The organism is Ensifer adhaerens (genome assembly GCF_013283195.1).
Taxonomy (GTDB): Bacteria; Pseudomonadota; Alphaproteobacteria; order Rhizobiales; family Rhizobiaceae; genus Ensifer; species Ensifer adhaerens_G.
The window spans coordinates 530957-545038 of record NZ_JABEKT010000002.1; the positions used below are offsets into that span (position 1 = coordinate 530957).

At 61.6% G+C, this 14082-nt stretch carries 13 protein-coding genes; 3 read left to right on the forward strand and 10 right to left on the reverse strand.

The genetic code is table 11. The features are described from left to right. The first annotated feature begins 71 nt into the window (after positions 1-71). Positions 72-722, forward strand: coding sequence for a YceH family protein (locus tag LPJGGPFB_RS18970; protein WP_173421492.1), 651 nt, complete (start codon positions 72-74; stop codon positions 720-722). Between the two features lie 80 nt (positions 723-802). Here the strand turns inward: LPJGGPFB_RS18970 and LPJGGPFB_RS18975 are convergent, their stop codons facing one another. The 8 genes from LPJGGPFB_RS18975 to LPJGGPFB_RS19010 all read right to left on the reverse strand — a co-directional run bounded on the left by LPJGGPFB_RS18975 (position 803) and on the right by LPJGGPFB_RS19010 (position 9970). After that, positions 803-964, reverse strand: a complete 162-nt coding sequence (locus LPJGGPFB_RS18975) for a hypothetical protein (protein ID WP_173421493.1) — start codon at positions 962-964, stop codon at positions 803-805. A 437-nt stretch (positions 965-1401) separates the two neighbouring features. After that, a complete protein-coding gene (locus tag LPJGGPFB_RS18980) occupies positions 1402-2250 on the reverse strand; it encodes a sugar phosphate isomerase/epimerase family protein (RefSeq protein ID WP_173421494.1) in 849 nt (282 codons plus the stop codon). Continuing rightward, positions 2247-3557 (reverse strand): DUF6005 family protein, encoded by a 1311-nt coding sequence (locus LPJGGPFB_RS18985; RefSeq protein ID WP_173421495.1) that lies wholly within the window; start codon positions 3555-3557, stop codon positions 2247-2249. The genes LPJGGPFB_RS18980 and LPJGGPFB_RS18985 overlap by 4 nt, the downstream gene beginning before the upstream one ends. Then, on the reverse strand, positions 3554-4834 hold the full coding sequence (locus LPJGGPFB_RS18990) for an AMP-binding protein (RefSeq protein ID WP_173421496.1): 1281 nt from the start codon (positions 4832-4834) through the stop codon (positions 3554-3556). The genes LPJGGPFB_RS18985 and LPJGGPFB_RS18990 overlap by 4 nt, the downstream gene beginning before the upstream one ends. Then, positions 4831-6567: an IucA/IucC family protein gene (locus tag LPJGGPFB_RS18995; RefSeq protein ID WP_173421497.1), complete on the reverse strand. Its 1737-nt coding sequence runs from the start codon at positions 6565-6567 to the stop codon at positions 4831-4833. Before LPJGGPFB_RS18995 ends, LPJGGPFB_RS18990 begins: the two co-directional genes overlap by 4 nt. Beyond that, complete coding sequence (locus LPJGGPFB_RS19000) at positions 6551-8335, reverse strand: IucA/IucC family protein (protein WP_173421498.1); 1785 nt, start codon at positions 8333-8335, stop codon at positions 6551-6553. The genes LPJGGPFB_RS18995 and LPJGGPFB_RS19000 overlap by 17 nt, the downstream gene beginning before the upstream one ends. 542 nt (positions 8336-8877) lie before the next feature. Next, positions 8878-9708: a helix-turn-helix transcriptional regulator gene (locus LPJGGPFB_RS19005; protein ID WP_173421499.1), complete on the reverse strand. Its 831-nt coding sequence runs from the start codon at positions 9706-9708 to the stop codon at positions 8878-8880. A 7-nt stretch (positions 9709-9715) separates the two neighbouring features. After that, complete coding sequence (locus LPJGGPFB_RS19010) at positions 9716-9970, reverse strand: DUF1127 domain-containing protein (RefSeq protein ID WP_173421500.1); 255 nt, start codon at positions 9968-9970, stop codon at positions 9716-9718. A 208-nt stretch (positions 9971-10178) separates the two neighbouring features. Here LPJGGPFB_RS19010 and LPJGGPFB_RS19015 point away from each other — a divergent pair, with 208 nt between their 5' ends. Beyond that, entirely contained in the window at positions 10179-10424 is a 246-nt protein-coding gene (locus tag LPJGGPFB_RS19015) for a hypothetical protein (protein WP_115422369.1), read from the forward strand. A gap of 166 nt (positions 10425-10590) precedes the next feature. Here the strand turns inward: LPJGGPFB_RS19015 and LPJGGPFB_RS19020 are convergent, their stop codons facing one another. Then, positions 10591-11034 (reverse strand): hypothetical protein, encoded by a 444-nt coding sequence (locus LPJGGPFB_RS19020; protein WP_173421501.1) that lies wholly within the window; start codon positions 11032-11034, stop codon positions 10591-10593. A 585-nt stretch (positions 11035-11619) separates the two neighbouring features. Between LPJGGPFB_RS19020 and LPJGGPFB_RS19025 the strand changes: the two genes are divergently transcribed. After that, entirely contained in the window at positions 11620-12459 is an 840-nt protein-coding gene (locus LPJGGPFB_RS19025; RefSeq protein ID WP_173421502.1) for a COG3904 family protein, read from the forward strand. Here LPJGGPFB_RS19025 and LPJGGPFB_RS19030 read toward each other — a convergent pair. Continuing rightward, entirely contained in the window at positions 12437-13972 is a 1536-nt protein-coding gene (locus LPJGGPFB_RS19030; RefSeq protein WP_234902934.1) for an MFS transporter, read from the reverse strand. The two genes, LPJGGPFB_RS19025 and LPJGGPFB_RS19030, sit on opposite strands and share 23 nt — an antisense overlap. Positions 13973-14082: the final 110 nt, after the last annotated feature.

Genomic DNA, 14082 nt, shown 5'->3' on the forward strand with positions numbered 1-14082 from the left:
CGATCTGGGCAAGATCATTCCGGTCGGAGAACCCGGGCTGCCATTGAACTCGTGCCGTGAAGAGTGAGCTTATGAACACCAATCCAGACACCGATTTCCCTGAACTCAATGCGATCGAAGCGCGCGTTCTTGGCTGCCTGATCGAGAAGAAGGAAACCACGCCTGACGTCTATCCGCTGACGCTCAACTCCCTCCACTCCGCCGCCAACCAGAAGACGGCGCGCGATCCGGTGATGGCGCTGGAACAGGCGGATGTGCATCGGGCGCTCAACTCGCTCTCCCAGAAGGGCCTGGTTCGACAGGCCTTCGCGTCGCGCGTCGAACGCTACGAGCACCTCGCCGCCAACCGCTTTTCGCTGACCTCGCCGCAAATCGTCGTGCTCGGGCTGCTTTTGCTGCGCGGTCCGCAGACCGCCTACGAGCTCTGGTCCCGCAGCGAACGCATGGCGCGGTTCCAGTCGGTGGAGGATCTGAAAGACAATCTCGATCTGATGATCGGGCGCCGGCCGCCGTTGATTGTGCAGCTCAACCGTGGCGCCGGCCAGCGCGAGGACCGGTTTGCGCATCTCCTGTGCGGCGAGGTCGACCAGACGGCCGTCGCCACGCCAGGTGCAGCCGCGTTTGGCGGGAACGGTCTTTCCGAACTGGAGCAGCGCCTGCGGACTCTGGAAGAGACTGTGGCGACACTCCAGGCGGAAGTTGCTGCCCTCAGGGGACATTGATTGCCCGCAACAAGCAATCCGTGGCTTCGCGGGGCTGGTGCTCCATGAAAATTCCGGGCGCGAAACGCCCGGAATTTTCATCACTTTCCGGCGGGAGCGGCCGACTGTCTTGCGGCTTCCGCTTCGCCGATCGCGGCAGCGCATTCCTCGCAGCAGACTTCCACCGTCTTGCCCCCAAGCTTGACCTTGATGCTGTTCTGATCGAGTTCGCAGTCGCAGGCTGCACAGGTTTTCTGGCTCATCGTCTTCGTCTCCTCTTGGTTGTGGTTTCAACCATCGTAAAAGACCATTTGGAGCGGTTGCGCCGCTGTCAGATTCTTTAGCGATCTGATGCGGCTATTGCCGATCTTTCCGTCGCTCGCCACGGGGAACGTGGCTGTGTGGAGACTGGATTCATGCCCGATGCTCCAGCACAGTTCTATGAAAAATTACCCCATAAAAGTTGATTGATTTTCATCGGCAAGACAGCCACAGTAGCGAGGTAGAGCACAGCTTGTCCGCTTCACGACAAAAATGAGCTAAGATGCGGGCGAGGCAGTATTTCGGTGCTCCGAAACGATATCGATTAAGAATTTTCCATACGAAAACAACAAACAAAAAATAGGCCCCGGCATATTTAGCCAGGGCCATTTTTTTTGTCGGGTGCGTCGTTGAGGGGCGATGGTCCCTGACGGTGCGATCACGAAAAGTTGATTGCGCGCCGAACGGGCTCCTGTCTCTCGATCACGCGACGCAGCTGTCGGCGATCGCGCCTGAGGATGTCGAGGCAATCATTGCCGAACCACTCCAGCGATGCATCGATTTGTTCGCCGTCAGCGATCTCCAGGAGAAGATCGACATAGTCGACCGTGCCTTCGAACAACGGCGTCATGCCGTCGCGGCTGCCGGCAGCGGCATAGACGTTCGCCGGCTCGAAGACCTGTAGATCCGACCGATCACGAACGTTCTTCAGATGGTAGTGGCGAATGTGCTGCTTCATTTGGCGGTGAACGATAATGGGGTCGTCGCCGCCTTCCCAGACGTGCAGCGTATCGAAATTGATGGCAAAGGCTGGGTGATCGACCTCCTCGATCAGGCGCAATGTCGAGGCGGCGGTATCGGCCAGCGTCTTCGGATGCGTCTCGACCAGCAGCCGAATGCCATAGCCCGCGATGATCGCACATATCTCCTTCAGCCGGTCAACGATCAATTGTCGCTCTTCTTCGCAGACGGAGAGACTGCCGCGATTGCCGGCGAAGGTGCGGATCTTGCGGGTTCGCCAACGGCGGGCGAGCCTGCACAGCTCGACGGTCTTGTGCCTGAGCGTTTCCGGGTCGCCATCGAGTGGCAGATAGTCGCTGAGCATCGGCACCTTCAATCCGAACGTATCAAGCCAATCGGCATTGCGGTCGGGTTGTTGCGCCAGGTTGCGCGCATGCGCGCCCCAAAGCTCGATGCCCTGGAAATCGTTGGATTGCGCCCAGGCGGCGATTTCGCCAAGCGACATCAGATGATGACGGAACGTGATCGTGCACAGCGAGATGTTCATCGCGCAACCCTCTTGAGCATGGGAGCGTCAGCAGGAATGTTCTGGTCGCACCAGAGATCGAAGATTTCCGCTAGCTTGCCTTTCAGCTTCGCCTCGATCCGGTCGGCTTCAGCCAGCCGCTCGAAAACCGGGGCGACCAATGCGCGCTCACCGGTGTGGCTCAGCTTCATGCAGTCGTAATGCAGCGTCTTCAGCGCCTGAACGAGTGCCTCGATCTCGTCGCACCAACCTTCGAATTCGCGCGCCGGCAGCTTCAAGGCGCGCCAGAAGAAGGCAAAGCCGTGCTCGTAGGCATATTTGCGGATGGTGATGACGGGCAGTTCGCGCACGGCCGCCGCCAGATCGGAAAGACCGATGCCGCCGCGTCCTTCCAGATGGGCGGTGACGATCTGATGCATGCTGTCGACCAGCGGATTGTTGTCCCTGATGAAGCACGCCTCGAAGAAAGCCTTGAGGTCTTCAGCGGCCGGCGCGTGCGCCTCGGCATTGTCGAACACATAGCCGCCGCCGACGGTCGGCTGCATGACCGCATGGATCACCTTGTCGCGCGTGATCTCGCCTTCCCAGCGATAATCGGGGTCGTGCACGAACCAGGTATCCGGATCGACGGTTTCCTGCAGCATGAGGTAATGCGGGAAGGGGTTCTGGTTGAACTTGTTCTCGCGCTCCGGCAGGTGGAACATGTCGAGCATGACCATGACGGAGCCGGTGTCCGGGCGCCGACGGACGAGATCGAGCATAACCGCGAGGTTGTCGCTCTTGCTGATGTCGGGGTCGTACCACTCGCGGACGGTGACGCCGTAGAGCCGCTGAAACCACGCACGGAAGAATTCCTGGCTAATTTCGGGTGCGTGATAGAGCAGCTGGAAGCGGTCGCTGAGCGCGAATTTCGCGTCCCAGACACCGAAGTAGAACGGCCGGTGGTCGAGGCCCCGGCGCTTCAGCCCGTCGCAGACGCAGCTGACGAAGCAATGCACCTTGATGTCATAATAGGCTTCACCGTGCACCCCTTCGTCGGTCGTACCGCCGGTCATCGGAAACGACGGGATGACTGTCGCTGCCGCCTTCGGCTGGTAGAGGGCGACGAGGTCGGCGACCGTCTGCACGTCCTGGCGCGCGATCGCCTCTTCGGGAACGCTCAGCCCGTATTCCAGCTCCAGATTGAGAAAGATCTGCAGGATCAGCACTGAATCCAGATAGAGATCCTCGTTGAGACGCGCTTCCGGACCGAAGCCGTCGAGATGCGGATGCATCATGTGATCGCTGAGGACCGTATGGATTGCTTCCAGGGTTTCTTCGCTGGTCATGATGCTGCTCCGGCGATTGTTTTGCTGAACTCGCCGGCGGCGTGCCGGGCGGCAACCTCGCGGCGGCTGATCTTGCCATTGGCCTGGCGCGGGATGGCATCGACCTGGCGGATGTCCATCGGCAACTGATGGCTGGCGAGGTGCTTGTTGCACCATTCGCGGATCGCCTGCGGTGCCACGGTTTCTTCTGCACTGAACAGAAGCGCGACACGTTCGCCGGCGAAGCGGTCGCCGATGCGGAAGGCAACGGCATCGGAAACCTCGGGCATCGCCATCACCGCATCTTCAACGTCGCGGGGATAGACGTTGAGACCGGAGACATTGATCATGTCGTCCATGCGCGACACGAAGACCAGCATGCCGTCACCGCGGCGATAGCCGAGGTCGCGGGTGTGGATGGCGATGCCGTCGTCCTTGGTCACCACGATTTCGCCGGTATCCTCGGCGCTGCTGCCAGTCTGTGGCAGAAGATGCGGCAGCACGAACCCCATGTCGCCGGCGGCGGTCACGTCAGGATTGATGGCGATGCATCCGGCTTCCGAGCAGCCATATTGCTGGAACATGTGCCGGCTCTTCGCCCGGATCTGGGCAAACCATGGGTCCGGCAGAAGCGTGCCGGATGTCATCGTCGCGTGGATCTGTTCGCCCTCCGGCAGGAGCCGGGCCAGCGTGTGCAGGATCGCCGGCGAGGAATAGAGCAGTGGTCGCTCTGTTTCGCGCAGGATCTTCAGGAGGTATTTCGGATTGGCGGTGTTGACGACGACGGGCGTCTGGCCGCGCTTCAGCGCCACAAGGATGCCGCAGATCAAGCCATAGGAATGGGTAGTCGGGCAGGCGACGATCGGGGTCATGTCCACCGGCTCGCGGAAGGCGGTGATATAGCTTTCGATCTCGGCGTCGATGTCCTGCCAGGTTCGCGCCACACATTTCGGCGCGCCGGTCGTGCCGGAACTCATCTGCAGCAGCGTACCGACGGGCGAGACGTTCGCCGGCCGTTCCAGCACTTCCGCCGTCAGGCTGTTGTAGAACAGCCGGTCGCAACCGGCACCGATCGCCAGCTTGCGTGCTGCGGCATAGGGCGTGCCCGGATGGATCGGCAAGACGCTGGCGCCGGCCTTGCGGATGGCGAAGAACAGCGCCAGCCAGTCGGCGGGCTCTGTAAAGCAGACCGCATAGCGACCGTCGTCGCGGTCTTTCAGGCCGATCTGTCCGGCAAGCCGTGCGGATGTCTCGTCGAAATAGGCGCGGTCATAGAGCCTGTCGTCGATGCGGATCATGGCTTTCTCCTTCGTTGAAGTCTGTCCGCGGCGAGCGCATTGGGCACCACGTGGTGGTACTCCGGCTTGCGTGCGAGAAGCTTCCTCGTCATCAGGGATTCGGTGATGATTTCGGGCCTGTCGTGGCCGAGCTGCGCCTGCCTGGCAGCCATGCCGTACCTGTGCGGGTAGGATGACAGCAGGTTTTCGACCCGCTGCCAGAACAGCGGTTCACCAAGGGCGTAGCAATGGGCGAGAAGGTGGCTGACTTCGCTCAAGTTGTAGACGAACAGGGTGTCCATCACCAGTTCGCGCAGGGAATCCAGGTTGTCCGTCCAGTAGAACTGGTCGGGCTCGGCGTCGCGGTAGGACGGATGCAGGGATGAAAAATCCGGTGCCTTTTCCGGTTCGCGCAAGAAGTCCGGCGAAAATTCGATGCTCTCGTGAAAATCCCGCAGGATCAGCCGCACCGGCCAGCCGTCGCGGTGGACGAGCAGCATGTTCTGACCATGGGCCTCGACGGCGATGCCGTGATGGACGAGCAGATGCCAGACCGGCAGGACGGCGACCTCGAGCAGCCGGTTGAGCCATGGCATCAGCCCGAAGCGCCTGATCCAGTCGTCGGCAAAGGGCCGTCCGTCGGTCTCCACCATCATCAGCGCGGTGAAGGGAATGACGGCTTCTCCGGCTTTGAGCGTCGCCTCCGCGCTCTCGCGCCAGATTGCGCCCACTTGGCCCGCCAGCGGTTCATCGGCATCGGCGATGATCCCGGCATATTCCTGCAGGATGGTCAGCGGATAGTCGTCCCGAAACACTGGGTCTGAAGCGACGATCTCGCCAATCCAGTGTGAGATGACCGGCGCCGTGCACACCGAGTGCGGTTCGAGGATGCGCCGCGAGGATGTGTTGACGATGTTGAGCGGCAGCTTGATGCTGGCCGCCAGCGGTCGATCCCGGTTGAGCAAGGAGCGTACCGATTGCGTGGCCGTATAGCGGTCGCCGGCAGGGCCAATGCAATGGGCCTCGCCGGCTGCGATCCAGCCGGAGGCGAGCGTCTCGCCCAGATTGCGCCATTGCCAGGGATGCAGCGGCACCAGCCCGTAATCCTCAGTGGAGGCGCCGAGCTGTTCTCGCATGCCCTGGAAATGCGCCCAGGTTTCCGCGCCAAGTTCGGTGCGCCAGAACGCTTCCTCGCTGTCGGGTAGGGCCTGGCGCAGATGGCGGCGGGCGATAAGCAGCCAGACGAGCTGGAACGGCTGGCTGGCCTCCGGGCCGAAGAGTGCGTGGTCGGCGAATGAGAAGCCAGTGCGCGCCTTGTAGCAGGGATGATAGGGATGCCCCTCGTCGATGGCGCCTTCGAGCTCGGCGAAATCCATCTCCCGGCGGGGACCGGTGACTAGATGGCGGTCGTTCCACTCGGAAAAGGCAATCGTCTGCTTCATCTCGTTCAAGAGCTTGGCCCGGGTGATGCCGGTGCCGGGCAGGGAGGAAACCACAAGCGAGAGTGACGCCTCGTTCCAGTTTCCGTCGCTTTCCCGCATTTGCACTGATCCCGGCAACGGCCAAATTCGCCCGAATGCACCGAGGATGGCGTCGCACCGAAAGTCGTGATCGACGAGCGTCCAGCGAAAATGCGTGGTGCCGTCGCCGTCACTTCGATGTGCGTCGACGATACCTTCGAACAAGAGGGCGGCGATCAACTGGCGAAGCACCCGGTCATCGGGGCGTCCCTTGATATCAAGAGGCAATGGCATGGGTTGTCCTTGCTGCCGTCAGTGCCGCCGGCGCCCGCAATGGGTTGGCAACGGGGCGATAGAGGATCGGCGCGTGGTCGGATTGCAGTTCGTCGACATTGAACAGCCGGGTGGTCAGGTTGGCCTTGGATGCGATCGTCGGCAGGTCCAGCACGTGCCTTGCGAAGTCGCGTCCAGCGCCAGTCATCGAAAGCGCGCACTGCTCCAGGTGGTTGCGCAGCATCCGCAGCAGCGCACCTTCGTCGCAAAGCCCGTCATGGCCCATGCGGCTGATGACGGAAAAGACCTGATTGACAATGAGATAATAGGCGAAGCGGTCGCGGATTTCGCTTTCGGGGAAGTAGAGTGACGGGATCGTCTCGGTTTCCGGAACGTGGGCCGATAGCAGGCTGCGATAGCGCTCGGAGAGATAAAAACCCTGATTGTCGCGATAGTAGCTGACGGCGGGGTAGCCGGCGCCGACGTCGAGCAGGCTGTTTTGCTGGTGCGCCTCGAGCGCGATGCCATAGTCGTCGTAGAGGCGGATCAGCGGTTCGACGGCGCAATCGAGATAGCGCTGGAACCAGGCGGTGCTGACGTCGGCAACGGCTTCTCCGTCGCGGATCGAAAGCATGCGCAGGAGCGTCTCAAGCCTCGATTGCGTTTCCGGAAGCGGGTCGGCCGTCAGCGCCGCCACGGTTATGACGCCCTGCCCCCTGCCGTGGGTGAAGGGGTTTTCACGCAGGATGACTTCAAAGCCACTCTCGCTTTCACCCGGCAGATCGAGCGTGACATAGGCTGGATCCTGGATGATGCGGAAATTGGCCGAGCGCCCGGCAAAACCGATGCGGTCGATCAGCCGGGCCATGGCGACGCCGGCTTCCAGCTCCTGCATGCGGTTGAGGCGGACGGAATTGGTGATGCGAACCGGCAGCGAGAATTTCAGCATCCAGTCTTCGTTCGCGCCATAGACGGTACGGACGGAGGACGTGGCGCTGAAGGGGGAACCCGCCGGGCCGAGGTGACGCAGGATGCCGGCGTGCTGCATCGCCTGAATGCGCGGGTCGAGGAGCAGGGCTTCCGCCTGGAGCGGGTGCATCGGCAACAGGCATTCGTCACCGGCAAGGCCGAGATCTGCCGCATCGAGGCTGGACAGGGAGCGCACGATGTCCGGCGCCTCTATCGGGCGCGAGGACGCGTGGCGGACATGGGCCGTCTTCGCCGCGAAATACTGCAGCCTGAACTGGCCACGCAGTTCCGGCGCGTAGCTCTCCTGCTGCCAGTAGCTCATGCCCTGTCGGCTCTTCGGCGTCGGGTGCAACCAGTGCCCGAAGACGAGCGACTGCTCGGCCTCGAGAAAATCATCGACGCCTTCTTGAGTGGGCATCGTCCTGTCGAGGTAGAGTGCCGTCTGCTGGTAGCTTTCGAGCACGCGGATCAGGAGCTCGAGTTCGAAGCCGCGCAGCGCATCCGTCAGGCCGCCATCGTCCTGGCGATAGGCGGCCTGGACCAACATATGAAGGGCGGACATCAGCTCGATCGGCCGCCACGACGGTTCGGAGACATGGCGCCCCCAGGCCCTGCCGAAGTGAAGCGGGCCGCAAAGAGACGATGATGTGACCTCGACACGCAGCATCATTTGCTGGCGGGGAAGCGACCATTCGATGCTGTCGCAGGCGCCGCCAGCGGTCCGGTGCATCACCGGCACGCCGGGATTGACCTCGCGGAGGTAGCAGTTGGCGAAGCTTTGAAATGTCGCAGTTTCTGCGATTTGCCTAGACGATTTCATTTTTTCAATCCTCGGCACGCGACATGCAAAGTCGCGCAATCGCGTCGCGTGGGAGGCGCAACGCATTGAATTTTCGTGGTGATTTGGCTTAGGTCGGCGCGGTGTGCGTCACGCACGGTCTGTCAGCCGCCCGTGGAGGCGGATGGGCTTGGCGCAGGATGCGGCCGGCTGCTAGCCAAGCGCCACATGAGCGCGATCCGGACGGGCGCCATTGGCGACGTCCGCTGGAGTGGTTGCTGGCCACTGCTTGCAAGGTCGTGAACGCAAACGCGTCTGTCGCCAGCGCTCCACGCAGAAATGGACCAGTGCGGCCGCGTTCCGCTTCCAAAGGCAGGCGTCCGTTAGGGCATTCCGGTGCGCTCATCTTCCACCCGTCTCTGCTTTCGGCGCGCTGCTTCAGCATGCGCTTTCAAACTAAGACGACCGGCTCCGGATTTTTTTTCACCGATCCCGGATTTTTTTATGATTATTTTTGTCCAGTTAAACTTCGCCCGCGACAGCCACTTGGCCGTTGCCGCCGCCGCGTGCAACCGCGCTGAAGGTTAGCGAAGATGGAGGGCGCGTTGGAAATCGGCGGGCGTGCGCCCGTAGGCCTGCTTGAAGGAGGCGCTGAAATGGCTGTGACTTGAAAAGCCGATATCGAGGCCGAGGGCCGTCAAGTCACGGCAGGAGCCGAGCAGATCCAGTGCCCGGGCAAGCCGCAGCCGCAGCTGGTAGCGATAGAGCGGCATGGCTTCGACCTGCTGGAACATCTGAGTGAGATAGACCGGCGACACGCCGACCTCAGTTGCCACCTCGGTCAGGGTCCAGCGGCGGGCGAGATCGCTCGACAGAACCAGCTTCGCCCGATCGACGAGTTTTTCCCGGCCGTAGGTGGTTGCAGCGCTGTGCGACGTCCGCTCGCCGAGCGAGCGCCGGATCAATGTAAGCGTCATGGTCTCGGCTTCGAGCGTTTCTGCGACCCCGCGATGAAGGCTGTAGCGCAACAAGGCGACCAGCGCCTGCGCCCGTGGATCGATGCGCCGGCGCGGTCTTTTGAACAAGGCAAGCGCGCCCGAGCGCAATTGCTCCTTCGGCGCGAGCTCGCTGAGAACGGCTTCGTCCACCTGCACATCGAGACAGGCATCGCCACCTTCGACCGGGTGGCTGACGCGGTAGTCCTCGCCGCGGTTGAAGAAGATCACCTGATTGGATTCAGCCACCGTGTCGGCCTTGCCGACGTGCCGCATGAAGACGCCGCGATAGGGATAGACGAGGCTTGTTCGATGCGCACATTCCTCGCCGCTTTTCCCACGGCACGATCCATCGCACACCACGTCCCGAAGCGAGGCGATCGACGTGTCGAGAAGCGTCTGGCACGAAAACTGGGACATTGCAGTCCTACTCGTCGCGTTGGTGGAAATCGTTATAGGCGTCCCCGCGCGACAGGCCAATATCCTTCAGCTGATGATCGGAAAGCGCAAGCAGGTCCAGACGTCCCCGCCTGGTTTCCATCCAGCGCGAAAAGCGCCAAAACAGCCGCCGGGGCAAGCCTCGCGCTCCGAGTTCGGCCGGAGCCGCAATCCTTTGCCGCGGGGCGATCTGTTGGGTGGAGACATGGATCAGACTGTCATGGAATGAAGCTGTGTCGGACATCGGGTCATCTCCCTTCATGTCGTTTCCGATGATGGCAGAATGACGCGTTGCGGCCGCGGCGGCTGTCAGATTGTTTAGCAATCGATCAGTGTTTGGCGGGGCATCTGGCGATGGGCATCGCCGAATACCAAAGTCGCCTTAAAAGTACGACTTTAGTCGCTTTGCAGGCCCCTGCCGCGGGACTATTCTTTGTCCGGGAGGATCAATCATGACCAAGATAGCCGTACCGCTGGTCAGTCACGGACACCCGGATCGCGAGCCGGATTGCGAATGCGCGGTTGAAGATGCCTTCCTGGATTTGGTCGAGCGTGCGGAGGCCGCGGGCTGGACGTCGGACGAAGTGGCGGATTGTCTCGTCAACCTGTCGCACAAGCATCGCACGACACTTAACGAGGACATCCACATGCTCGAGGAGATCACGTCCTCACTGCTGCTCTCAAGAAAGCTCCATTAGAGAATCCCGCCTGCAGGTGGGTTCACTGAAGACGGATAGGATGCTCCCCAATCAAGGTGCGAGAGCGTTCTTCGAGCGTTGTTCTGAACGCGCGGCGCTCAGCGGTCCGCCGTCGTCTTGAAGCGGCTGACTTCTCCGTTCGGAACCTAGGTCAAGGATCGATGGCTTAGGCCGCTACGAATTTTCCATCGTATCGCACGCGAAAATTCCGGCGCTGTGCGTCCTCCTGGAAGCAGAGAAACACCAGTTCGAGATCGTTCGTGCTGCTACGCCGCCCAAGCAGGCTGAGCGTGATCACAACCACGCCGCCATAGGCACGCGTCAGATCGATTGCGGCCCTGCGAATTTCATTGGTGCCGGCATCGTCTCTATCTTCCCGCCGCTCGTACACCTGAAAGAAACGTGCCGTCTCCCAGGCCGATCGCAATGCCTCGGTTACCTGGTCCTTGAACTCGTCCGCCGACCTGCCCTTGCTCCACGAAATGGTCTGCTCGGTGTGATCGCTAAAGATGTCGAGATAACCGTCATAGTCGTCCGGATCGGAGAAACACCGCTCGATCATCCCGAACGCCACGTCATCGGAAATCGCTGCCTTGAAGAATATCGTCATCGAATCGCCAACCCTGCCTTGAGCGCCTATGTTGTCAAAGCGTCGGCGACGTATCTAGTCCCCAGAGTGCCCGATCAACGAAGTACGCGCGTTTATCCTTTCACAGCAGGGGCTTGACCCCGGTTGATAGGGCAGTTGTTGGTAACTGTCGGGCGGGGAATTCGGCATTTTTCGGTAGGCAAGAGTCCTCGGCCTACAGGCAACCGCTTCGATGACCGCGCCCGGGGTCTCATCTATTCCTAATTATATGAGTGTTGCCTTATATTCGCGGTCCATGCTATCCTTGATTTCATTCCAAATGGGTGCAACCCGCATTCTCATTTCGCATTCCGACGCACAATCTCCGAGGCTGCATCGGAAGCGCTGTTCGTTTCGATACTCATATTTGCAGCATAAAAATCTGTTTCGTCCGGCAACGCATCGGTGATGCAAGCGACCGGAAGATCGCACCGTTTCGAACGCCGAAGCGGAAACAGGCGGGGGGCGGAAACAGGCGGGAGGAGGTGTGCTTCTTTGTTCGGCAGGGCATTTCCAAGCGATCTATCTCAGCGTTCGTTGGCCATCGGCTGCCTGTCGGTTGGGCTCATGCTCTCAGCCACATCCGGTCGCGCATCGCCGCCGGAGGGCGCGGATATGCAGTTCTTCGTGGTGCGCAGCGGCCAGCCGGGGTGCGAGCCGACCTGCCCGGAATGGGTATCGGCAGAAGGCACTATCGTTGACGAAAGCCCGGCTCGCTTCAAGAAGCTGCTCAAATCGCTCGGCAATCGTCGCCTGCCGATCGTGGTGACGTCGCCCGGCGGAGACGTCGATGCTGCGCTGGCGATCGGGCGCATGATCAGGGCGCGAAAGCTTGACGTGGCGGTCGGCAAGACCCGCTTCGTCGGCTGCCAGCCGGAGCAGCGGGATTGCAGGGCCAACGACGGCAAGGGCGCGCGTCACATCGGCATCGCCTATTCCGGGGAAGCCTATTGCAATTCGGCCTGTCCGCTGATGTTTGCCGGTGGAACGCGGCGCGTGGTCGGCGAGTGGGCGTTCCTGGGCGTGCACCAGATCACCACGACCTACGTTCAGATGGAAACGCAGTATCGGATGAAATACCGCGTCGTGAACGGCAAGAAGAAAGTCACCAGCAAGAAAGTCGTCGGCCGAAGGAATGTCGGCGGTTACAAGACCTATGAGATGAGCAAGGCGACCGAGCGCAAGCTGGAAACGTACCTCACGGACATGGGCGTCGACCATGCCGTCGTCAATCTGATGAAGGTCACGCCCGCGACCGATATCCGCAAGATCGAGCCTGTCGCGATGCTGGAGATGAAGCTGACCACCGAACTGGGGGGCGTCGAATTCCTGACATCGATCGAAGTCTGCGCGACGGTGCCGGCGGCTGCCAACTGCCGGGTGTTTACCTCGGTGGATCTGGAGTAGAGGCCGGTTTCCTCGCTACGGGCGCGGATGCCAGCCTGCCTTCACCGTGTTCAATTTCGGAGCCATCGCCTGACGACGCAGAGCGGAGGGCGAAAGCGCGACCCAAAACTGCAATGGCGACTGCCAGAAGAATGAGGCCGGCCGCGACTGCGAAGGTGACGCGCATGGCGGATGCGGCGGCCTCGGGTGATGCCGTGGCGATGTCGGAGGCCGCCGACGCCAGGGAAAAAACCGCACCCATGACCGAGGCGCCGGTGACGAGCCCCAAGTTGCGCGACAGGTTGAGCATGCCTGAAATCACGCCGCGGCGATCCGGTGGCACGTCTGCCATGACGGCCGTGTTGTTGGCGGCCTGGAAGAAGGCGTAGCCGGCGGTAACGATGACGATGGGTGCAAGGTAGGCTGGGATGCCGAGCGTTGCCGGCAGAGTGGACAACCCGACGGCGCCGGTCGCGACTGCCGCCAGTCCGGCCAGTGTCACCGGTCGTGCGCCAAAGCGATCGACGAAGCGGCCCGCCGGAACGCCGCTGATTGCCGCCACGACCGGGCCGACCGCCATGACCAGCCCGATCACGGCCGGATCGAGCCCCAGAGCGCGGGTGAGATAAAAGGGACCGACAACCAAAGTCGTCATCATTACCGTCGAGACCAGCCCATTGGTGATCAGGTTCGCGCTCAAGGCCGGATCGCGAAATGTCGTCGGGCGTATCAATGGGGAGGTGACCTTTGTCTCGATCATTGCAAAAGCCCCGACGCCCAGGGCCGCCGCCAATAGAAGTACGCCATTGAGCAGACCGAAGTGGCCGCGTCCGATGGTCATGGCAAGCGCGTAGGCGGTAAGCGTCGATGCCAGCACGAGCGTACCGGGGACATCGAAGCGAGCGTCCGCGCGTGTCGTGGCCTTGCGGTCGGCAGGCAGATGACGACGCGCGACCCCATATGTCAGGATGCCGAGCGGCACGTTGATGAGGAAAAGCGCACGCCAGCCGAAGCCGGCAATCAGCGCGCCGCCCAGGGGCGGCCCCAGTGCAGTGCCGATGGCGGACATCGTTCCGAGCAAACCCATGGCGCTGCCGGTGCGTGCCTTCGGTACTGTTTCTGCAACGAAGGCCATGGTGAGCGCCATCATGACCGCCGCGCCGAGCCCCTGTGCCGCGCGCGCGACGATCAGCAGCCAAAGCGTCGGGGCAAGGCCGCTCAATCCAGAGGCCAGCGTGAAGACCGCGACGCCACCGAGCAGCAGCCGGCGCCGCCCGACAATGTCGCCGAGCCGACCGACGCCGACGATCAGTGCGGTGATCGCGAGCAGATAAGCAAGGACCACCCATTGCACGTCCTGGAATGGCGCCTGGAAAACATGGGCGAGCGTCGGCAGGCCGACATTGGCGATGCTGGTGCCGAGTGCGGACAACAACATGGAGAGCGACAGGCCGATGAGCGACCACCGGACGGACCGCGTCCGTTCGCCACCTTCGAAATTTGACCCGGTGGGTGCTGAACCATCTCTTTTCAAGACTAACTCCATCTGCTGGCAATTCTCCGAATTGGAGCTGTCAGAAGCCTAGGTCTTTACGCGGCATGGCGGAACGCGCATGGTTTGCACTTTATTCATGCATATGACGC

Coding starts and splice junctions, on each gene's coding strand:
- LPJGGPFB_RS18970 (WP_173421492.1), top strand. CDS start 72: ATGAACACCAATCCAGACACCGATTTCCCTGAACTCAATGCGATCGAA.
- LPJGGPFB_RS18975 (WP_173421493.1), bottom strand. CDS start 964: ATGAGCCAGAAAACCTGTGCAGCCTGCGACTGCGAACTCGATCAGAAC.
- LPJGGPFB_RS18980 (WP_173421494.1), bottom strand. CDS start 2,250: ATGAACATCTCGCTGTGCACGATCACGTTCCGTCATCATCTGATGTCG.
- LPJGGPFB_RS18985 (WP_173421495.1), bottom strand. CDS start 3,557: ATGACCAGCGAAGAAACCCTGGAAGCAATCCATACGGTCCTCAGCGAT.
- LPJGGPFB_RS18990 (WP_173421496.1), bottom strand. CDS start 4,834: ATGATCCGCATCGACGACAGGCTCTATGACCGCGCCTATTTCGACGAG.
- LPJGGPFB_RS18995 (WP_173421497.1), bottom strand. CDS start 6,567: ATGCCATTGCCTCTTGATATCAAGGGACGCCCCGATGACCGGGTGCTT.
- LPJGGPFB_RS19000 (WP_173421498.1), bottom strand. CDS start 8,335: ATGAAATCGTCTAGGCAAATCGCAGAAACTGCGACATTTCAAAGCTTC.
- LPJGGPFB_RS19005 (WP_173421499.1), bottom strand. CDS start 9,708: ATGTCCCAGTTTTCGTGCCAGACGCTTCTCGACACGTCGATCGCCTCG.
- LPJGGPFB_RS19010 (WP_173421500.1), bottom strand. CDS start 9,970: ATGTCCGACACAGCTTCATTCCATGACAGTCTGATCCATGTCTCCACC.
- LPJGGPFB_RS19015 (WP_115422369.1), top strand. CDS start 10,179: ATGACCAAGATAGCCGTACCGCTGGTCAGTCACGGACACCCGGATCGC.
- LPJGGPFB_RS19020 (WP_173421501.1), bottom strand. CDS start 11,034: ATGACGATATTCTTCAAGGCAGCGATTTCCGATGACGTGGCGTTCGGG.
- LPJGGPFB_RS19025 (WP_173421502.1), top strand. CDS start 11,620: ATGCTCTCAGCCACATCCGGTCGCGCATCGCCGCCGGAGGGCGCGGAT.